17 protein-coding genes are annotated in these 20,517 nt (G+C 70.2%); 7 read left to right on the top strand and 10 right to left on the bottom strand.

The annotated features are described in order from the left end of the window. Complete coding sequence (locus tag QE449_RS02485; protein ID WP_307108135.1) at positions 1-1,380, bottom strand: hypothetical protein; 1,380 nt, start codon at positions 1,378-1,380, stop codon at positions 1-3. Continuing rightward, positions 1,377-1,964, bottom strand: coding sequence for a hypothetical protein (locus QE449_RS02480; RefSeq protein ID WP_027506177.1), 588 nt, complete (start codon positions 1,962-1,964; stop codon positions 1,377-1,379). The genes QE449_RS02485 and QE449_RS02480 overlap by 4 nt, the downstream gene beginning before the upstream one ends. 132 nt (positions 1,965-2,096) lie before the next feature. On the opposite strand from QE449_RS02480, the gene trmB reads away from it, so the two are divergent. Genes trmB through QE449_RS02465 form a run of 3 tightly spaced genes read left to right on the top strand, consistent with a single transcriptional unit; the run spans position 2,097 to position 6,721 of the window. Continuing rightward, on the top strand, positions 2,097-2,933 hold the full coding sequence (trmB, locus tag QE449_RS02475; protein ID WP_231476385.1) for a tRNA (guanosine(46)-N7)-methyltransferase TrmB: 837 nt from the start codon (positions 2,097-2,099) through the stop codon (positions 2,931-2,933). Next, complete coding sequence (locus QE449_RS02470) at positions 2,930-3,622, top strand: NYN domain-containing protein (protein WP_027506176.1); 693 nt, start codon at positions 2,930-2,932, stop codon at positions 3,620-3,622. Before trmB ends, QE449_RS02470 begins: the two co-directional genes overlap by 4 nt. Beyond that, on the top strand, positions 3,623-6,721 hold the full coding sequence (locus QE449_RS02465) for an MMPL family transporter (RefSeq protein WP_307108134.1): 3,099 nt from the start codon (positions 3,623-3,625) through the stop codon (positions 6,719-6,721). Here QE449_RS02465 and QE449_RS02460 read toward each other — a convergent pair. The 5 genes from QE449_RS02460 to QE449_RS02440 all read right to left on the bottom strand — a co-directional run bounded on the left by QE449_RS02460 (position 6,681) and on the right by QE449_RS02440 (position 12,223). After that, positions 6,681-8,510: a DUF2339 domain-containing protein gene (locus QE449_RS02460; protein WP_307108133.1), complete on the bottom strand. Its 1,830-nt coding sequence runs from the start codon at positions 8,508-8,510 to the stop codon at positions 6,681-6,683. The two genes, QE449_RS02465 and QE449_RS02460, sit on opposite strands and share 41 nt — an antisense overlap. Positions 8,511-8,598: 88 nt before the next feature. Continuing rightward, positions 8,599-9,255, bottom strand: a complete 657-nt coding sequence (locus QE449_RS02455) for a DUF1707 domain-containing protein (RefSeq protein ID WP_037186162.1) — start codon at positions 9,253-9,255, stop codon at positions 8,599-8,601. Between the two features lie 28 nt (positions 9,256-9,283). After that, the gene (locus QE449_RS02450) at positions 9,284-9,958 is read right to left on the bottom strand and encodes a response regulator transcription factor (RefSeq protein ID WP_027506351.1); all 675 of its coding nucleotides are present in this window, start codon (positions 9,956-9,958) and stop codon (positions 9,284-9,286) included. Beyond that, positions 9,916-11,073: a MacS family sensor histidine kinase gene (macS, locus tag QE449_RS02445; protein ID WP_307108132.1), complete on the bottom strand. Its 1,158-nt coding sequence runs from the start codon at positions 11,071-11,073 to the stop codon at positions 9,916-9,918. Before macS ends, QE449_RS02450 begins: the two co-directional genes overlap by 43 nt. Continuing rightward, positions 11,045-12,223: an AI-2E family transporter gene (locus QE449_RS02440; protein WP_285186774.1), complete on the bottom strand. Its 1,179-nt coding sequence runs from the start codon at positions 12,221-12,223 to the stop codon at positions 11,045-11,047. The genes macS and QE449_RS02440 overlap by 29 nt, the downstream gene beginning before the upstream one ends. A 103-nt stretch (positions 12,224-12,326) precedes the next feature. On the opposite strand from QE449_RS02440, the gene QE449_RS02435 reads away from it, so the two are divergent. The 4 genes from QE449_RS02435 (at position 12,327) to QE449_RS02420 (ending at position 16,052) form a co-directional block, all read left to right on the top strand. Beyond that, positions 12,327-13,775 carry an adenylate/guanylate cyclase domain-containing protein gene (locus QE449_RS02435; protein ID WP_037186160.1) on the top strand — a complete coding sequence of 483 codons (1,449 nt, stop codon included), beginning with the start codon at positions 12,327-12,329 and terminating at the stop codon, positions 13,773-13,775. A 30-nt stretch (positions 13,776-13,805) separates the two neighbouring features. Then, positions 13,806-14,951: a YbhN family protein gene (locus tag QE449_RS02430; RefSeq protein ID WP_307108131.1), complete on the top strand. Its 1,146-nt coding sequence runs from the start codon at positions 13,806-13,808 to the stop codon at positions 14,949-14,951. A gap of 63 nt (positions 14,952-15,014) precedes the next feature. After that, positions 15,015-15,566 carry a YceI family protein gene (locus QE449_RS02425; RefSeq protein ID WP_027506170.1) on the top strand — a complete coding sequence of 184 codons (552 nt, stop codon included), beginning with the start codon at positions 15,015-15,017 and terminating at the stop codon, positions 15,564-15,566. Between the two features lie 87 nt (positions 15,567-15,653). After that, entirely contained in the window at positions 15,654-16,052 is a 399-nt protein-coding gene (locus QE449_RS02420) for a DUF3054 domain-containing protein (protein ID WP_222632196.1), read from the top strand. A gap of 13 nt (positions 16,053-16,065) precedes the next feature. Here the strand turns inward: QE449_RS02420 and QE449_RS02415 are convergent, their stop codons facing one another. The 3 genes from QE449_RS02415 to QE449_RS02405 form a co-directional block, all read right to left on the bottom strand. Then, the gene (locus QE449_RS02415; RefSeq protein WP_027506168.1) at positions 16,066-16,803 is read right to left on the bottom strand and encodes a sulfite exporter TauE/SafE family protein; all 738 of its coding nucleotides are present in this window, start codon (positions 16,801-16,803) and stop codon (positions 16,066-16,068) included. 25 nt (positions 16,804-16,828) lie between these two features. Beyond that, positions 16,829-18,469 carry a penicillin-binding protein gene (locus tag QE449_RS02410; RefSeq protein ID WP_027506167.1) on the bottom strand — a complete coding sequence of 547 codons (1,641 nt, stop codon included), beginning with the start codon at positions 18,467-18,469 and terminating at the stop codon, positions 16,829-16,831. 130 nt (positions 18,470-18,599) lie between these two features. Next, positions 18,600-20,501 carry a penicillin-binding transpeptidase domain-containing protein gene (locus tag QE449_RS02405; RefSeq protein ID WP_231476384.1) on the bottom strand — a complete coding sequence of 634 codons (1,902 nt, stop codon included), beginning with the start codon at positions 20,499-20,501 and terminating at the stop codon, positions 18,600-18,602. Between the last annotated feature and the right edge of the window lie 16 nt (positions 20,502-20,517).

Raw genomic sequence — 20,517 nt, 5'->3', positions numbered from 1 at the left:
TCAGTCCCCCGTGTTCCTCGCTGTCGTTCCCACCTCGTGCTTGGACGCATCCAGCGAAGAGACGGTTCCCCGCCGCCCGAAAATGGGGGCGACGCGGTCCAGCACGTCGAGATCCCGTTGATAGGCGGCCGCCCGCGAGGCAGCTCGGGACGTGATGTCTCGGATCTCGCCGTCGATCTCCGCGATCAGCGCGTTCCGCCGGGCGGAGGCGTCTCTGACCTGCGCCGACAGTCTCGCCGTCAGCCACGAGTCGGCGATCACGAGACGGGACGCGGTGTCCCGTTCCCAGCCGGAGGCGGCATCGGCCACCACGTCCGCAGCCCATCGGCGCAGGCGCGCGCGGCGCGTCGAGAGGAGCCTCGTCCGCACCACCGCGGCGGCCATCATCGCGGCGCAGAGCACGGTCACGAACCCGGCCGACGTGCCGCCGAGGGAGGCCGCCCACACCGCCACCCGCCCCACCCCGGCACCCGCCGAGGCACCGACGACACCCGCCACCACCTCGTCGACTCCCCACCCGGCCGACGGGGGCGGTTGGTGGGTCGTCGACGCGCGTTCGACCGGGGGTGCGGAGTCCACGGCGCCGACCGCGGTCAGCGCGGTGGTCACCTCGTCCGCGAGCCGACCCGTCGCCGCATCGATCTCCGCGGCGACCACGGACGGAAGGCGTCGGAGGTCGGCGAAGCTCGCGTCCCCGACGGCGGCGGCGACCCGCGCGCCCGTCTCCCGCCGATGCACGCCGACCCGGTGGGCGAGATCGAGGCGCAGCTCGGCCGTCGACCGCCGGAGGAGCAGTCCGTCGTCCGTCGCGATCGACGCGGCCCGGCGGCGGCGTTCCCGCGCGTCGGCGAGGTCCGCGTTGCCCGTGTCGCGTCGGGCCGCCGCTGTCAGTGCCGTGCGGGCCTCGGCCAGCGCACGGTCCACCGCCGTCCGCTCCGCCTCTGCCGGGTCCACCCGGTCCGCTGCCCGAGCGAGCGCGTCCAGGATTGCATCGTCGTCGGGACCGCACACCACCACCGCGTCGGCGCGCGGGACCGACGCCGCCCATCGGGCGAGGACGCGCCGCGCGTCGTCCGGTCCGGCGGCGATCCGGAGCACCACCGGAAGATCGGCCGGGATCGACCGCGCCGCCCGGACGAGGGCACCGCCCGGCGGCAGGGCGGGATCCACCAGGACGAGCACGGCCGAGGCCGCGCAGACGGGACGGACGGACCATCCCGCGGAGGTCACCACCGCACCGACCGCCTCCTGGTCGAGACCCGGTGCCGCGAGAACGGCGACGGTGCGCGCCGGTGCGGGTCCTCGCCCCAGCCGACTCAGGGAGTCGGGACTCCACGTCCGCACCACTCGGGCCGCGTCGGCGGGCAGGTCGAGACTCACGCGCGTGCACCGCTCCGGACGTGAGCCACCTCGGGGGCGCGCAGAAACGTCTCGATCGACGACCTTCCGAGCGCACTCCGAGCGGCCACCGTCTCGACCGCGGCGAGCAGGGCGATGTCGCGGCACCTCGCCGCGCGCGACACCGCCGTCGCCCAGGCACGGGTGAGCGTGTCGACGTCGTCCACGCCGATCACGGGCATCCCGGCCGGCAGCACCGCGGCGACGGCGTCCGCGTCGATCGGGAGGTCGGTGCGCCCGAGGACCACGAGGGTGTCACCGCCGGGCCGTGCCGCCACCACCTCGAGGTCCGCGGCGCTCACGGTCCGAGCGACGACGAGCGCGAGAACGTCGTGGTCCAGGACGGGAGGAGGAAGGTCGGGGGCGTCCACCCCGTGCACCTCGGCCGCCTCGGGAAGGACCAGCGCCGTGACGACGCGGGACTTGCCCGCACCGGGGCGTCCCGCGACGGCGAGACGCACCGGGGAACGCCATCGCTCGATCACCGCCCGCAGAGCGGCGTCGTCGACGCTGCGTTCCAGCTCGGTCACCGCGCGGTGCAGCGCGCTCGACTCGGTCCCCGGCATCCGTGATCCCCCGATTCTGCAGATGCGACGGGGCGATTCTCACACGCCGATCCCGGTGTCGGTAGGCCAGAGTCTCGACCTGAAGTCGAGACCCTGCTGTCACGAAATGCGTCCATGGGAGACAATGACAGGATGACCGACCCCCGTGCCGTGGACGCAGCGCCCGAGAACGGCCTGTCCGACGGTGCCGACGAGAGCCGGTCCGGCGGTTCCCGGCTGTATCCGCGGGTGACCAGTTTCCGGTCCCGACGCGGCGCGCTCACCGAACCGCAGCAGGCCTCGTGGGACCGGATGTGGCCCGGCATCGGCCGCGAGGTGGCCGACGAGCCGCTCGACGCCGCGTCGTGGTTCGGCCGGACCGCCCCGGTGGTTCTCGAGATCGGCTCCGGGACCGGCACCGCCGCGCTCGCGATGGCGGCCGCCGAACCGCACGTGAACCTCGTCGCCGTCGAGGTCTACCGACCGGGAATTGCGCAGACGGTCCAGGGGATCGAGCGAGAAGGTCTCTCCAACCTGCGCATTCTGCGGGGCGACGCTGCCGACGTGCTCGAGAACATGGTCGCTCCCGGTTCGCTCGCCGGCGTCCGAGTCTTCTTCCCCGACCCCTGGCCCAAGGCCCGGCACCACAAGCGCCGACTGCTGAAGGCCGCCACATTCGCCCTGGTGGCGGACCGTCTCGAGCCCGGCGGCATTCTCCACGTCGCCACCGACCACGCCGACTACGCGGAGTGGATCGAGGAGGTCGGTGACGCGGAGCCCGCTCTGACGCGGCTGCCGTTCGATGCCGAACGACGTACCGTCGAGGGGTCCTCCCTGTCCGTCGACCGTCCGGTGACGAAGTTCGAGGGCAAGGCCCAGCAGGTCGGCAGGCCGACGAGCGAGTTCGTCTGGGGCAGGCCATCCACCGGAGCGACCGACGTCGCTGCGGCGACGATCACGCGACGAGAGAGCGAGAACCCACTCCGATGAGCGTGGACGAACAGAACACGGACACGGCCGTGCTCGACGGCGCCGGTGATTCTCGCCATACCAAGAAGGTCCTGCTCGTCTGGGATGCGCCCAATCTGGACATGGGCCTCGGCGCCATCCTGGGCGGACGACCCACCGCCGCCTACCGCCCGCGCTTCGATGCGCTGGGCCGATGGCTGCTCGGCCGCACCGCCCAGCTCTCCGCGCACCAGACCGCGAGCCTCGAACCCGAGGCCACGGTCTTCACGAACATCGCCCAGGGCAGCGCCGACGTCGTTCGTCCCTGGGTCGAGGCCTTGCGTAACGTGGGCTTCGCGGTCTTCGCCAAGCCGAAGATCGACGAGGACAGCGACGTCGACTCCGACATGCTCGATCACATCGAGCTCCGCTCACGGGACCACGGTCTCGCGGGAGTGGTGGTCGCGTCCGCGGACGGCCAGGCCTTCCGGCTCCCACTCGAAGCCATCGCGGCAACGGGTGTGCCCGTTCAGATCCTCGGGTTCCGTGAACACGCCAGTTGGGCCGTCACGTCGGAGACTCTCGAGTTCCTGGATCTCGAGGACATCCCCGGTGTGTTCCGCGAACCACTGCCGCGGGTCAGCCTCGAGTCCCTTCCGGACGAGGGCGCCTGGCTGCAGCCGTTCCGTCCGCTGTCCGCCCTGCTCGTCGGGCGTCAAGGAGTGTCCTGAGTGTTTTCTCGCTGGGGAGATCTGGTTCACCGATCACGGTTCACCGTCATCGGTGTGATGGTCGCGTTCCTGCTGGGCCTCGCCGCGTACGGACTCAGCCTCAACGATCACCTGAGTCAGAGCGGCTGGGACGACCCGAACTCGGAGTCGGTGCACGCCGCCGTCACCGCGGACGGCACCTTCGGTCGCGACAGCACCGGCGACGTCGTCGCCCTCTACACCGCACCCGAGGGATCGACGGTCGACGACCCGGCGTTCCAGCAGACCGTCACCGCTGGTCAGGACGCCATGATGGCGGCGCACTCGGACAAGATCTCGAAGATCAACATCAACTACTTCCAGCAGCGGCTCCCCGCGCTGGCCTCGCCCGACAAGACGAAGGCGATCGCCACGTTCGCGATCGCCGGCGCGAACGACACGGAACTGACCAACAACTTCCGTGACGTGAAGGACGCGTTCGCCATCGACGGCGTCGACGTGCAGCTCGCCGGCCTCCAGCCCATCGCGAACGCGCTGAACGACACCATGGCCGGCGACATCAAGCGCATGGAGATCCTCGCCATCCCCGTGGTGGGCGTGCTCCTGTTCTTCGTGTTCGGCGGCGTCGTGGCTGCGGCATTGCCACTGATCATCGGTGGTCTCACCGTGGTCGCGGCCAACGGCATGGTCCGGCTGTTCACCAATTTCGTCGAGGTCAACAGCTTCGTCGCGCCCGTCGTCGTCTCGCTCATCGGTCTCGGGTTGGCCATCGACTACGCGCTGTTCATCGTCAGCCGGTTCCGAGAGGAACTGGCCGACGGCCGCACGACACAGCAGGCCGTGCAACGCTCCGTCATGACCGCGGGCCGCACGGTCGTCTTCTCGGCGACGATGATCGTCGCGAGCCTCGGCGGTCTGCTGCTCTTCCCGCAGGGCTTCCTCAAGTCCGTCGCGTTCGGTGCGATCGCCACCGTCGCGCTGGCGGCCCTGACCGCCATCACCATTCTGCCGGCGATCCTGTCGATCCTCGGCCCGCGCATCGACGCTCTCGGACTGAAGAGCATGCGCAAGACCAAGACCACCGAGGAGATCGAGTCCGGGCCGTGGGGCAAGCTCACGCGCTGGGTCATGCGGAACCCGCTCAAGGTGTGCGTGCCCATCGTCCTGGGCCTGCTGATCCTCACGCTGCCGGTCGGTGCCATCAAGTTCGGCGGCATCAACGAGACGTACCTGCCGCCGGACAACCCCACCCGTGTCGCCCAGAACGTGTTCGACGAGAACTTCCCGTCCTACCGCACCGAGCCGCTCAAGATCGTGCTCGAGAACGCGGAGGGTCCGCAGTTGGGCACGGTCCTGCGCGAGGCGTCCAACGCTCCCGGGCTCGTCGAACGGTTCTCCATCGAGCGCAACGAGAACGGTGTCGCCGTGCTCAAGGCGGGCCTGGTCGACCGCAACGTGTCGTCGCCGGCCATCGACTACATCCGCTCCATCGACGTTCCCGACGGGGTGACCCTGTCGGTCGGCGGCACGCCCGCCATCGAGCAGGACTCGATCGCAGCGCTCGTGGACCGACTACCCCTCATGGCGACGCTCGTCGTGCTGGTCACGACGCTGCTGATGTTCCTCACGTTCGGGTCGCTGGTGCTCCCTCTCAAGGCCATCCTGATGACCACGCTGGGCCTCGGCGCGACGCTCGGCATCCTCACGTTCATCTTCGTCGACGGCAACGGCGCGGGTCTGCTGAACTTCACTCCCGGGCCGATCATGGCCCCGGTCCTGGTGCTGATCATCGCGATCATCTTCGGGTTGTCGACGGACTACGAGGTGTTCCTGCTCTCCCGCATGGTGGAGGCACGAGCCCGCGGAGCCAGTACGACCGAGGCCATTCGCGTCGGTACCTCGCACACCGGTCGCATCATCACCGCGGCCGCACTGATCCTCATCGTCGTCACGGGCGCCTTCGCCTTCTCCGAGCTGGTGATGATGAAGTACATCGCTTACGGCATGATCGCCGCGCTCATCATCGACGCGACGTTGATCCGCATGTTCCTGGTCCCGGCGACGATGAAGCTGCTCGGCGACGACTGCTGGTGGGCGCCGCAGTGGATGAAGCGCATCCAGCAGAAGCTGGGGCTCGGCGAGCCGATCCTCGACGCCGAGATGATGCCCACCGATGTCCCCGAGCTCGTCGCGATCGGGTCCGCACCGCTCCCGGCGCGGACGCGGGAACCGCTCACCCAGCCGATTCCGCGGGTCATGCAGAGCGGCCCGTCGGCCGCTCGTGCAATGCCCGAGCGCGTCGCACCCGATCGTCCCCGGCCCGTCGCCCCGCGTCCGGCTCCCGAGCGCGTGCAGAAGCCCGCTGTGCAGGAACCCCCGGTGCAGCAGCCCGCCGCGCCGGAGCCCGTCGCACCGCGCGCCGTCGAACCCACGGCACCTCCCGTCGCACCCGCGCCCGCGCCCGCGGAGGAGATTCGGGTCGCCCGCCCGGCAGAGACCCGACCCGCCCGGGCCTCCGACGATCAGCAGAGTCGTCCGACGGCCGGTCCCGAGCCGACGTCGGCCGAGCCGGCACCGCGGAACGGCGCACCCGCCCCGCGCCCCATCGAGAGCTGGCTCGCCGAACTCCGCGCGCCGTCGGTCGCTCAGCGTTCGAACGGCTCGAACGGCTCGAACGGGCACGAGACCACGTCGTTCCGGTACGGCTCGGTCTCGGGCGACGGCATCGATGTCGATCGGCCCCGCAACGGCGACAGCAACGGGAACGGCCACTCCAACGGCAACGGGAACGGCACCGGGAACGGGAACGGGAACGGGAACGGGAACGGTCACAGCAACGGCAACGGAGGGCCCCACGGGAACGGCTCGCGCACCAGCGCCGAGGTCGATTCCTGGATCGCCGGTCTGCGCATGCCCGAGCGCGAGGATCGGCCGGCACCCGAGCCCGAGACCCACAACCCCTCCACGCCCGAGGTCCCCGAGCCCGACGAGACACCGCCGACGACCACATCGGGTCGCCGGCGGGCTCGGGACGGGGACGACGAGTCGGGCGGTCGTCACCACGGTCAGTCCGGTGCCATCAGTGTGAGCGAGTTGCTGGCCCGCCAGCGTCGGCAGTGACGGCGCGGTCCGCGAACGACCTCGCGTAGCGGGTGCCGATACCGAGCAGCATCACTCCCACCACCAGGAACGCTGCGGCGCGGGGCAGTCCACCGAGTGCGCTGAGGTCGAACAGGAACAGCTTGGCGATGGCCGAGGCCGCCACGGTCAGACCAGCGGCGAGGACCGCGCGGGTACCGGTGGCGTCGGACAGACCACGCATCAGCAGTGCGACGGCGACGGTCATCCACACGATGGTCGCTGCGCCGTGGCCGACGAGGAACCCGGTGCGGCCGCCGATCTCGATGCCGGTGATCACGCACACCGCCGTCGCACCGAAGAGGCCGGCGACTCCCGCCAGGCCGGCGGCGAGGGTTCGGAGCGTCGCGTCCCCGATGGTGCGCAGTGCCGCGAGCACTCCAGCCACAGCCATCGCGATCATGGCGACCGACGCGGGCACCGAGGCCCAGCCGGAGTCGAGCGCGCGAACGGGGCTGCTCAGCGAGTCGACCGAGGTGATCTGCGAGTGTGCGCTGGTTCCGAGGAGGGCGAAGAACGCGCCGGCTGCGGCCGACACACCCGAGCGGGTCCGGGCGCCGACGAGAAGCGCCGTGGTGGCGACCAGCAGCAGGGCGAGAATGCGGACCTGATCGGCCGTGCCCGTCACCAGCGCCGACGCCACCGCCACCGAAGCCGTCGCTGTGAGCACCAGGCGAACCGTGGTGACCAGCTCGCGTCGAGCGACCAGGATCGCCACCAGTGCGAGCGCGACCGCAGCGTCGACGCCGCCGGCGACGGGGCGAGAGAACAGCGTCGCGGTGACGAGGACCGCGGCGGCGGTGGCCGCGATCGAGGCGAGCGACGCCGGGTCCACGGCGCGGTGGGCGAGGGTGGTCCACCAGGCGACGACAGCGGTGCCGAAGGACAGTCCCGCGACGACGAGCAGCGGCAGCAGATCGGCGGTCGGGACCGTCTCCACGTGGGCGAGCAGCCCGGCGACCAGCACCGCTCCGACGACCGGGACGGTGCGGACGACGCGCAACCAGACCCACTGTTCGCGGACGTCGACCGGCGAGGCGGCGATCTGCACGACCACCAGGAATGCGAGGAGTGCCGGCGTGATGCCGCCCGTGACGACGGGTGCCAGTGTCGCGATGCCGGCCACGACCATCACCGCGAGTGACTGCGACGACCAGCGCAGTGCGACCGCGACGCCGAGCGCGGCGACACCGAGTCCCACCACGAGCCCGACGACGGGATGCACCCACCCGTACAGCACGGTGACGGCGGCGAGGTCGAGATACAGCCCGGCGAATCCCGTCGCGGCGAGTGCGACGGCGCCGACGCGGCCACCGGGTCGGGCGACCACACGGTGCGCGGCGGCGACGAGCGCTCCGGACAGCAGCGCACCCGCGGCGACACGAGGACCGGGCCCGAACCAGCCCGACTGCGCCGCGAGCACCACCAGCATCACGACACCGATGACGGTCACCGCAGCGCCCGCGGCGGCGAGCACACGACTGACGACACCGTCGCGTTGCCACCACGGGGTGGTGTCACGGGGAGGCGTGGGCATCGGGCGCGGGATCGGCCGTACCGGGTGAGTCGACACCGGAGGACTCTGCACCTGTGGCCTCGAGACGGGGTGCTGCTGCGGGGGCGCCTGGAGCGGGGCCTGCATCGGCGAACCGTCGAGCTGCTGTCGGAGGAGACCCAGGTCGTGGCCGACGCGGGCGAGATGCTGCTGCAGGGAGGCGACCTCACCGGACAACACGTGCACGAGTCGCGGATCTATCGAGGGAGTGGTCATACCTCGATCGTGCTGGCCGGGGCGGACCGGGGGAACACGGGAAACTACTCGAGTCCGACGCCGTTCTACTCAGCCGAGGGTGCAGTTCCTACCCGAACATGCGCTTGATGGACGTCCCGAACGGGTGCTTGGCCGTGACGGATCCGAAGCGGATGCGTCCGCGCACGACGACGTGCAGTCCCCCTTCGACAGGCCGGCTGCGCACCTTGTTGGTCGCACTGCCGCCCATGGTGTCGACGCCGTCGAGATCCACCGACGCACCCTCGGGCACCACGACGGTGATGGTGCTGCAGTAGTCGTCCACGTCGATCCGCACCTCGCGCGAGGTCAGAACCGCGGAACTGAAGTCGAGGGTCACCGTGGCCATCTTCGACGCGACCCGGATGGCCGACGGCGCGGTCCAGGTACCGGAACGGGTGACCGTCGACATCGTGGCTCGGATGTCCACGGGTGCACCGTCGGTGGCCGGGTGTCCGGGTGCCGACGTCAGCGCGTCGCTCGGGACCACGGCGAGCGGTCCGGCCTGCTGGGGTGGGCCGCCCTGCAGTGTCATGCCCGGCAGGTCGACCAGCACCGCGTTGAGCTCACCGCGCGTCTTGGCCGCCAGTACCGAGTCCATCCGCTCGGTGAACTCGCCGAGCGACAGCATCCCCTGTCCGACGGCGCGTTGGAGCAGGCCGCCCACGTGCTCTCGTTCGGCGTCGCTCACGCGCATGTTCCTGGGGTCGGTGCCGTCTCCGGTCATGGCGACCAGAGTAGTGAACACGACGCCGTCACTGCAGCCCCTGCTCGAGCGCCCACCGGGTGAGTTCGACACGATTCGCGAGGTGCAGCTTGCGCAGGGTCGCCTGCACGTGGTTCTCGACGGTGCGGTGACTGATACCGAGCCGAACGCCGATCTGCTTGGCGCTCAACCCTTTCGCGACCATGCGCAACACCTCCGTCTCGCGCTCGGTCAGCACGGGAGGCGGTTCCGCAGCCGTGGGGGCGGCTGCCATGCGCCGGTACTCCCCGAGCACCAGCCCGGCCAGTCCGGGCGTGAACACCGCATCGCCGCGACTCGTCGCCTGTACGGCGGACACCAGATCGTCGATGGAGGCGCTCTTCACGAGGTAGCCGGTCGCCCCAGCCTTGACCGCGCCGAGCACGTCGTCCCGTTCGGCGGACGCGGAGAGCACCAGTACCCGACTGTCGGGCGAGACCGCCAGCACCGACGCGGTGCCCTCGGCTCCGGTTCCGTCTCCGAGGTCCATGTCCATGACGACCACCTGCGGCGACGTCGCCCGCGCACGCGCGGTGGCCGAGCGGACTCCGTCGGCGGTGGCCACCACACGGAAGCCCCGCGCGTCGAGGTCCCGCGCCACTCCGTCACGCCACATCGGGTGGTCGTCGACCACCATCACCGTCACCGAGGCGTCGGCGCTGTCCGTGGCAGCGTCAGTTCCCATTCCGTTCCCTCTCCTGGCCTGCTGTCCACCCTCGCACGCCCACCGATGGCTGCCGTCCGGCCCACGATCGAGCCGGAGACGCCGAGCCGTCCCTCCGCACGCGCCTCGTCGAGACGGCCGGGTGCCATTCCTGCTCCGTCGTCGCGCACCGTCACCATCACCTCGTCGTCCAAGTCCTCCACCAGCACGAACACGTGGACGTCGGACCCGCCGTGTCGATGCGCGTTGTCGACGGCGGCGAGCGTCGCGGCCGCGAGCTCCGACGCGGCCGACGCCCGGAGAACGACGGCCTCGGACGGCGCCGAGACCACGGCGCGCGTGCCCACCGCAGCGCGCACCAGCGCGGCCAGGTCGGCAGTGCCGTCGGTACGCCCGGTGGCCGACCCGGACAGCAGGGCGCGGAGCGCAGCCTCCTGGCTGCCGGCGAGATCTGCCAGTTCTGCTGCTGCGCCGCCGATCTCGTGGCCGCGACGACTGACCATGGCCAGCACCTGCAGCACACCGTCGTGCACCTCGCGGGCCAGGCGCTCGCGTTCCGCGGTCGCCGCGGCCAGGGCCACCGCCTCGTCGAGTCGGCTGCGTGCGAGGCGTGCCGTCCGCGCCGCGAGCCCCAGTGCCAGACCGACGGACAACAGCACGGGTCCGGTCGAGTCGCGCCACAACTCGCCGTCGACGGTGCCGCGCACCACGGCGATGGCGGCGGTCATCACTGCCGCCGAGGCGAGCCCCGCTCGGGGACCTCCCAGGACGGCGGCACCGATCACGGCGTTGGCCACCCAGATCGTCGTCGGGAGCACCTGGTGGTCCTGGCGCCATGCCGGACTCGCCACCACCAGCGTGCTGCAGATCAATGCCGGCGTCACCACCTGGTCGGCGACGACGACGGGGCGCCGCGCGGGCGTCGTCAGGGTCGCGACGGCCGCGATTCCGGACCAGATGACGGTGACGACGACGAACAGCCAGCTCAGGCGCGGTGCGTCGTACCGGTCCTGGACGACCAACTGGAACCCGACCACATACAGGACGGTGACCAGTCGGAACGCTGCCGCGGCGCGCCACAGCGGTGCCTCCGCGACACCGGCGGCGTCAGCTCGCGGGACCGTCGACCTCGCCACGGCTCAGCTTCTGGTTCTCGGGGTGCGGACTGTTCGGCGCGGCCGGGAACATCGGTTCCGACGGATCCGTGTCGGCGATCTCCTCGTACGCCTCCTCGGGATCGTCGGCGAGCAGTGAGCGGATAGCGGTATTGGCCATCGCGACGAGCGGCACCGAGAGCAGGCCACCGATGATGCCCGCCATGACGATGCCGGTGGCGATGGCGAGCACCACGGCCAGGGGATGCACACGGACTGCGCGACCGAGCAGGAGTGGTTGCAGCACATGGCCTTCGACCTGCATCACGGCGATGACGATCGCGAGTGCGATGAGCGCCGTGATGAATCCCTTGGTCACCAGGGCGACGAGCACCGCGACGAAGCCGGTGAGCACCGCACCCACGATGGGAATGAACGCTCCGATGAACACCAGTGACGCCAGCGGAAGAGCCAGCGGGACACCGAGGATCGCCAGTCCCGTGCCGATACCGATGGCGTCCACGGCGGCGACCGCGACGGTGGCGCGCACGTACCCCACCAGCGAGCCGAACGCCTGGCTGCCTGCCAACCGGACGCGGCGGCGCGCCCGCGTCGGGACGATCCGGGACACGAAGTCCCAGATCTGCTGTCCGCCGTAGAGGAAGAAGATGAGGGTGAAGAGCACGAGCAGAGCCCCGGTGAGCATCTCGCCGATCACCGCGGCGGTGGTCAACGCGCCACTGGTGAGAGCTTCCTGATTCGACTGCACCGACCGGACCACCGAGTCGCCGGCACTGCGGATCTGGTCCTCGCTGAAGTGCAGGGGCCCCTGCGTCAGCCAGTCCTGGATCTGGGTGACGCTGCCGGTGAACTGATCCGTGAGGGCGGGTACGCCCTCGATGAACTGCTCGACGACGAACGTCAGGATGCCCACCAGCAGCCCGAGACTGCCGAGGATCGAGACGATGACCGCGACGACGCGCGGGATGCCGCGCCGCTGCATCCAGTCGACGAGCGGGGAGAGCAGCGCCGACGCCAGCAGGGCGAGTGCCACCGGGACGACGACGCTCTCGAGCCGGTGCACGATCATGCCGATCACCACGAGACCGGCGAACAACACCAACAGACGCCACGTCCACGCAGCGCCGACACGTACCACAGGGTGTACCGACTCCGCCGGATCGTCCGTCACCGAGGAAGCCTAACCGAGCACCCGGTAAGTTGACCTCGTGCTGACGCTTCTACGTGCGGTCTCGTTGACCCTGAGAAGTCGCTGGCCGCTGTACCTCGCGTCGATGCTCCTGGCCAATCTGCTCGGCGCGATCCTGGTGTTCGCCTTCGTCCGGTACGGGCTGCCCATTCCCGAGAACGAGTCGATCGTCGTCGATCGGGTGCGCAATGTCTTCATCTTCGGGGCGTACCTGCTCTTCGCGGCCGTCGTCAGCCTCGCGACCGCCGCCGTCATGCTGCGCAGTGTCATGCGGTGGCAGATCCGCGGTGGACCGCCCAGTCGATCCGAGCAGATGGCCGCCCTGCACGCACCGCTGCGCCAGGCCATCGTGCACCTGGTGCTCTGGATCGTGGGCGGCGTCATCTTCATGCTGCTCACCGCGTCGGAGATGCCGTCGCTCGCGGTGGCCGTCGCGGTGACGGTCGCCATGTCCGCGGCGATCACCTTCGGCTTCACCTACATGCTGGGCGAACGCATCCTCCGGCCCGTCGCCGCGCAGGCGCTCAGCGAGGGCAGTTTCGACCGCACGATGACGCCCGGTGTGGGTACACGCATGGCTATGACGTGGGGACTGGGCACACTGATCCCCGTCGTCGGAATCCTGCTGCTGTGCGCGACCCAGCTGACCACCGACCTGGTCTTCTCCCCCGACTCGCTGGCCATCGCCATCAGCCTGCTCTGCGTGCTGGCGATCATTCAGGCGTTCTGTCTGTCGATGCTCACCGCCAGCCAGATCTCCGATCCCATCCGTCAGCTGCGCCGCGCCATCGAGAAGGTGCAGGAGGGCCACACCGAGGTCCAGGTCGAGGTGTTCGACGGCAGTGAGATCGGCCGTCTGCAGGTCGGCTTCAACCGGATGATGGCCGACGCGTCGGAGCGTGCAGTCCTGCGCGAGCTGTTCGGGCAGCACGTCGGTGAGGACGTCGCGCGGCGCGCCCTCAAGTTCGGCACCGAGCTCGGCGGCGAGACCCGATTCGTCGCGGTGCTGTTCGTCGACATGGTCGGCTCGACGGCCGCCGCCTCCGAACGTCCGCCCGGCGAGGTCGTCGACCTGCTCAACGACTTCTTCCGCGTCGTCGTCGACGTGGTCGACCGGCACCACGGCTTCGTCAACAAGTTCGTGGGCGACGCGGCGCTGGCCATCTTCGGCGCGCCCCTGGATCGCCCGGACGCACCCACCGCGGCACTGTCCGCGGCGCGGGAACTGCGCAGCGAGCTCACCGAGATCGCCGGACTCGACATCGGCATCGGCGTGTCGGCCGGACTGGCGGTGGCGGGAAACATCGGCGCCAAGGAACGCTTCGAGTACACCGTCATCGGTGATCCCGTGAACGAGGCGTCGCGCCTGACGGAACTCGCGAAGTTCACTCCCAGTCGGGTTCTCGCGTCGACGTCGGCACTGTACTTCGCCGACGAGGACGAGCAGTCCGAGTGGGAACTGGGCGAGAAGGTGCAGCTGCGCGGACGGCGTCGCGCGACGCACCTGGCCTCCCCGGTCGACTATCCGCGCTGATCGTCGGCACCGTTCGTTACTCTCGGTGCCGTGGTAGTTCCGGAGCAGGGCCGATCCGCTGGGTCGCCCCGCGCCGGTGGCAGATGGCGATGGCTGCGCTGGGTGGCCGCGGTCGCCCTCGTGGCGTTGCTGGTCGGTGAGGGTGTCTACCTGTGGCCGCGCCTGCACGAGTCGTGGCGCGCCCTCACCGAGATCCACTGGGGATGGGCCGCGGCCTGCGTCGTGATGCAAGCGATCTCACTGTCCGCGTTCGCGCGTGTCCAGAAGCAGTTGCTGCGCGCGGGCGGTGTCCGCGTATCGCAGCGACGCTCGCTCTCCGTCATCTACGGCAGCACCGCCATGGCGCTGACACTGCCGGCCGGCCAGGTCTTCTCCACAGCGTTCACGTACCGCGAGACACGCCGCTGGGGCGCGAGCCCGGTGGTCGCGTCGTGGCAGCTCGCCATCTCCGGCGTCATCGCCGCGCTCGGGCTGGCTGTCCTGGGCGTGACGGGAGCCTTCCTCGTCGGCGGCAGCGCCAACACCCTCGCACTGATCGTCCCCGTCGCCGGCGTGATCGCCCTCATCGCCGGCGTGCGCTACGTCCGCTCCCACCCCCAGTCGATCGTGGGTATCGGCCGGTGGGGGCTGTCGAAGTACAACTCGCTGCGCAACAACGATCCCGACACGGGCATGGCCCGGCTGGACGAGATCGTCGAGCAGGTGAAGTCGGTACGCCTCGGTGCCCGCGACGGCACGGTGTCGCTCGGCTTCTCCGCGGTGCACCGTCTCGCGGACGTCGCGTGCCTCGGGTTCGCCTGCTACGCCATCGGCGCGGATCCGAAGATCTACGGGCTCCTCATCGCCTTCTCGGCCAGCAAGACGGTGGGGTCCATCCCCGGTGCGCCCGGTGGTCTGGTCATCGTGGACGCCACTCTCATCGCGACCCTCACCACCGCGGCCAGCATCAGCGCGTCACAAGCGGTCGCGTCCGCACTGGTGTATCGCCTGGTCAGCTTCATCCTGGTGGCACTCGTCGGCTGGGTCGTCTTCATGATCCTGTTCCGCAAGCATCAGCACGAGGACCTGCACTTCGATCTCGCCGTCGAGCAGCGCGAGCGGACGGAACTTCGGGAGCGGACGGAACAGCCGTCGGCCACCCACCCGCTCGGCAAGGATTCTCCTCCGCGGGAATAGATGCGGACCGCGGTCCGGTTGTGTACTGTGAGGCTTGAACCTTCAACCACACAGGAGTTCGTCATGACTGCAGCAGTGTCCGTCCCCCAGCTCACCGCCGGCACGTGGGCCATCGATGCCACCCACTCGACCGTCGGGTTCACCGTCCGCCACCTGATGGTGAGCAAGGTCCGTGGCCGTTTCCAGACCTTCACCGGCACCATCACGGTCGACGAGAACGGCGCGCCCACCATCGACGCCGAGATCGACGTCGCCTCCATCACCACCGACAACGCGCAGCGCGACGGCCACCTCAAGACCGCCGACTTCTTCGAGGTCGAGAAGTTCCCCACTGCCACCTTCCGGTCCACCTCGGTCAAGGCCAAGGGCGACGACTTCGTGCTCACCGGTGACTTCACGCTGCACGGCGTGACCAAGTCCATCGATCTGAACGTCGAGTTCAACGGTGTCAACGCCGGCATGGGCAACGGACCGGTCGCCGGCTTCGAGGCCACCACCACGATCAACCGCAAGGACTTCGGCATCAGCATCGACATGCCCCTCGAGGGTGGCGGCGCCGTCGTCGGCGACAAGATCGGCCTGCTGCTCGAGATCGAGGCCGGCCACCAGGCCTGATCTCCTCCCGGAAAGACCCGCTCGACGCCCGCACAGCCGGCGCCGGTGCGGGTCTTTCCGCGTCTCGGCGCCTCGTAGTCTGGTGGCATGCCCGCGCGCACCCGCACTCCCGCCCTGTCGGCCCTCGCAGTGCCGGCGGTGATCGACGTCGTTCTCGTCCTCGTCTTCAGCGCCATCGGCCGAGGCAGCCACGAGGAGGGCGTGACCGTCGGGGGCACACTGTCGACGGCCTGGCCGTTCCTCGTCGGCCTCGCCGTGGGATGGGCGGTGACCTACGCGCTGTACCGCGAGAAGTTCGTCGCGGTGTCCCTGGTCCCCACCGGGGTGCTCGCGTGGATCGGCGCCGTGGTCGTGGGCATGGTGCTTCGGCAGGTGTCCGGCGAGGGAACGGCCTTCAGCTTCATCGTGGTCGCGACGGTGACGCTGGCGGTGTTCCTGCTCGGGTGGCGTCTCGTCGCCCGCCTCGCGCAGCGTCGTCGCGCCTGACCCACACAGTTCCTCAGCCCAGCCACAGCCACGCTGCGAGGCCGAACCCGCACAGCGCCACGGCGATCCGGAGCGGATTCGGCGGAAGGTGTCTCACGATGCGCGGGCCGAGCGTTCCCCCGGCGATGGTGCCGATTCCCATCGCCAGTGCGGCGAGCCAGTTCACCTGGCCGGAGAACGCGAATATCACCGCGGCGACCAGGTTGGCCACGCCCAGCAGGTAGCTCTTGAGGAGCGTTGCGCGCCAGACGGGTTCGGCCGTGCAGATCAGCGTCAGGGCCATGAAGATGACGCCCGCACCCGCGCCGAAGTAGCCGCCGTAGATCGCGACGAGGAAGATCGCGCTCGGATACAGCACCGGGAAGGTCCGGTCACCGGCGAGGACGCGGATCCGCGGCTGCAGCAGCATGGCGACGGATGCGAGAACGACCAGGATCGGCACGACCGCCTCGAACGTCTCCCCCGGCGCGCGCAGCAGGACTACGGCTCCCGCGATGCCGCCCAGCGCGGCCCACAGGGTGAGCCAGAGCAGCGAACGACCGCTCTTGGCAAGCTCTTTGACCGACGACGCGGTGGCACCCACACCGGCCCCGACGAGCGCCACGGTGTTGGTCACGTTGGCCGCGACCGGTGGCAGCCCCACCGCCAGCAGCGCGGGGTACGACACGAGCGACGCCAGGCCGGTGATGTAGCCGATGACTCCGGCACCGAAGCCCGCCGCGATCAGCAGGACGAACTCGGTGACGGTCACGGGGTGAAACGTAGCAAGCCGGTGATCACTCCGAGGGCGAGGCCATCTCGCGCATCAGCATGTTCGTCATGCGCGCCGCGGCATCGGTTCCGTCGGCGTCCTCGATGTAGACCGCGAAGGCCAGATCGCCCTTGGTGCCGAGGAACCAGCGATCGTCTCCGTTGTCCCCGGCGAGCCCGGTGACCGACGGATCGCTGACACCTTCGCTGCGGGCGTTGTCACGCAGTGTGTTCCGCAGCGAGGTCAGCACGGCCGGGGCGACGGGCGAGCCCGCACCGGACACCGTCGCCGGTGCGCCGCCGACGATCATCGGAGCCGGTGCCGATCCGCGAGCGACGGCCGCCGCCATCTCGGCGAGGCCGAAGGGTGTCACCGTCATGCCGGATACGGACGACGTCCGGCTGACACCGCGGAACTGGTCCACCGCCGACTGGCCGTCGGGGAGCGAGGCGGTGACGGCGTCGAGACCGGGGATGTCGAAGGAGGTACCCAAGCCGAACTGGCGTGCGGCGTCGGAGAATCCGATCTTCTGGCGATCGGCCGACGCCTGGATCACGTCCACGAGCGTCCCGGCGGGATAGAGGCCGGTGAACGCCGGCGTGCCCTCGTCGTTGGCGTAACTGTTCTGCGCGGTGGCGACGACGGCGCCGGTGGACGGCTTCATGACCACGATCGAGGCCGGGGTCCCGACGCTGACGGCGGCGGTCTCCGCAGCGAGCTGCACGGCCGGGTCGAGAGTGGACGTGATGTCGGGTGATCCCGGACCCTGGAACCCTGCCAGGCGGGTGGTCTCGCCGTCGGTGTCCGCGACCTCGACAGCCCAACCCGCGGTGGCGTCGCGGGAGTCCTGCCACACGGTCCGCAGCGAGTCCAGCACCGGCGACGTCAGCCGCCGGTCACCGGCGATGAGCTTGGGTTCCGCGTAGAGGACCACACCGGGGATCGCACGCAGGTCGTCCTCCAGCACGGCGTAGTCGTCGGCACGCAGGTTCACGGCGGTGATCACGGCACCGGGGTCCGCCGCGACATCGGCCTGGAGCGACTCGGACGTGATCAGCGGCGCCACGACGTCGATGACGTCGGCGAGGCGGGACGTCGTGTCGGCCAGGTCGGAGGTCGCGGAGGGATCGAGCCGCACGGAGGCGACGTTCTGTTCCGCCATCATCACGGCGCCCGAGGCGTCGAGCACGCGCGGTGCGGGTGCATCGGTGCGGGCGTAGCGGACGGACCCACCGGCACGCAGTTCCGGGGCGAGGATCGACGGATCCCACGAGATGCGCCAGCCGACGCCGAGCTTGCGCGTCGACCCCTGGGTGGTGACGCGCCACTCGCGCGAGTCCTGGCCGCGGGGTTCGCCGAACGACCAGGTGGAGTCGACGGTGAAGAAGCCGGACTCGTCGTCCAGGCCGATGTACTGCGACATGCGGCTCGTCGAGACTCCGGGCCCCATCGAGTCGAACATGGCGCCGATCGTTTGGGCCGCGGCATTGGGGTAGGAGGTCAGCGCGGCGGCCGCGGCCACGTCACGTTGATCGAGGGCGGCGACGAACCGGTCCACCAGCACCGCCGCCTCGCTGCGAGGCTTGTTCACCACGAACGAGGCGACGGTCGCGAGCGACACGAACACTGCGAGCAGCGCGACGACGTACCTGGAACGCAGAACCATGCCCCAATAATCACATGAGTCACACCAGTAACACAGCACGGTGAGCACTCGGACCGGTCACGATCCGGTCACCCCGTGCGCCTTGTGCGTATCCAGGGGTGCGCAAAAGGCGCACAGGGCCGAAGGCCACTCAGCGCAGGAAGGATCCCGCCACCGTCAGCGCCGGCGCGGAGGAGTCGCCGCCCTCGACGAACACGGCGAACGCCAGGTCACCGCGGATGCCGACGAACCAGCCGTGCGCCGGGCCGCTCGCGACCTCGGCGGTGCCGGTCTTACCGAGCAGTCCGTCGATGTCCTGCAACTGCGTCGCCGTACCGGCGGTGACCGTCTCCCGCATCATGGCGCGCAGCTGGTCGGTCACCTCCGCCGGCGGGGCTGCGACGGTGCGATCCGCGGTACCGGGTCGTCCGGTGATCATGGTCGGCGACGGGGTGGATCCGTCCGCGATGGACGCCGCGACCAGTGCCATGCCGAACGGGGACGCGGTGACGGTGCCCTGCCCGATCGCGCTCTCGACGCGCTCGGCCGGCGTCGTCGCGGGCGGAACGCTGCCGGTCACGGTGGTGAGCCCGGGTGTCAGGTAGTCGACGCCGAGCCCGAACTGCAGGGCCGCCTGCTGCAGCGCGTCGTCGGGCAGATCGACGGCCAGCTGACCCATGGTGGTGTTGCACGAACGCGCGAATGCCGTCTGGAGCGGAACCGATCCGAGGTCGAAGTTGTCGTCGTTGGGGATGGTCCGGCCCTCGATGTTCGCGGATCCGGGGCACGGCACCACGGTCGTGGGGGTGACGGTGCCCGCCTGCAGTGCCGCCGAGGTGGTGACGGTCTTGAAGGTGGAGCCCGGCGGGTACAGGCCCGTGAGGGCGATCGGGCCCTGCGCGTCCGCGGCCGAGTTCTGCGCGACGGCCACGACGTCTCCGGTGGAGGGCCGGATCGCCACGACGGCCGCGGCGTTCGCTGTCGACGCGAGAGCGTTCTCCGCCTTGAGCTGCAACAGTGTGTCGAGCGTGACCTGGATGTCCGGGCCGACGGTCGCCTCGACGCCGGTCACCCGCTGGGCGACGGAACCGTCGGCGGCCACCAACTGCACGGCCCACCCGGCGGTGGCGTCCTGCTGCTCCTGCCACAGCTGCGCCACGTCGTTCAGCGCGGGAGAGGACAGTGCGCGATTCTCGGTCAGGAGCCGCGTCTGCGGCGCCAGAGTGACGCCGGGCAAGGCGGAGAGCAGGGACTCGATGGGGGCGAGATCCTCCTGCCGCAGGCTCACGGCCGTCACCGACGGAGCGCTCGACTGCGCGTCACGAAGGGATTCCGCCGTGACCGTCGGCGCGAACGGCGACACCAGTGCCGCGACGGCGCCGGGATCGGCGGTCTGGTCGAGATTCACCAGCGTCACCACCTGCTGCGACATGAGTGGCGCTCCCGAGGTGTCGACGACGCGAGGCGCGGTCGACGCGGTGACGGGCGTGTACCGAACCGTCGTCTCCGGAGTCAGGCCCGGTACGACGACACCCGGGTTCCAGGTGACCTTCAGCCCCTGTCCGCCGTCGGCGACGGATCCGGTCGTCGTGTAGGTCCAGACGCGTTCCGCGTCCGCCGGGGCCGACGTGGTGGGAGCTGCCGTGGTGGTCGCCGTCGCGGATGCGGTGCCGGTCGCGGGTGCCTCCGCATCCTCGGGCGGTGCAAAGGACCAGGAGGCGGACAGTGTGAACGTCTGCTGCTCGTCGTCTGCCTGACTCACCGTGAACCGCGGTGTCGCCGTGACTGTTCCGCCACCGCCGAGTCCGTCGTACATCTGGGTGAGCACCGCGGTCGCTGCCGCCGGATCCGAGGTCAACTCTGCCGCGGCGCCCACGTTCTGTGTGCTCAGCGCTTCGGCGAACCGATCGGCCGTCACACGGGACGCCGGGGGCTCGTCGGCACTGCACGCGGTGGCGGCGAGCGCGACCGCGATGGTCGCGGCGGCGAGACGGAGTCCGCTGCTGGTGGAAGGGCCGAATCGGCGGGACGGTCGAGACATCAGCGAAGGCACGCACTGATAGTGCCCC

Source organism: Rhodococcus sp. SORGH_AS_0303 (genome assembly GCF_030819335.1).
Classification (GTDB): domain Bacteria; phylum Actinomycetota; class Actinomycetes; order Mycobacteriales; family Mycobacteriaceae; genus Rhodococcoides.
Note: the sequence above shows the minus strand (reverse complement) of the source record. Positions and strands in the feature narration are given on the sequence as shown.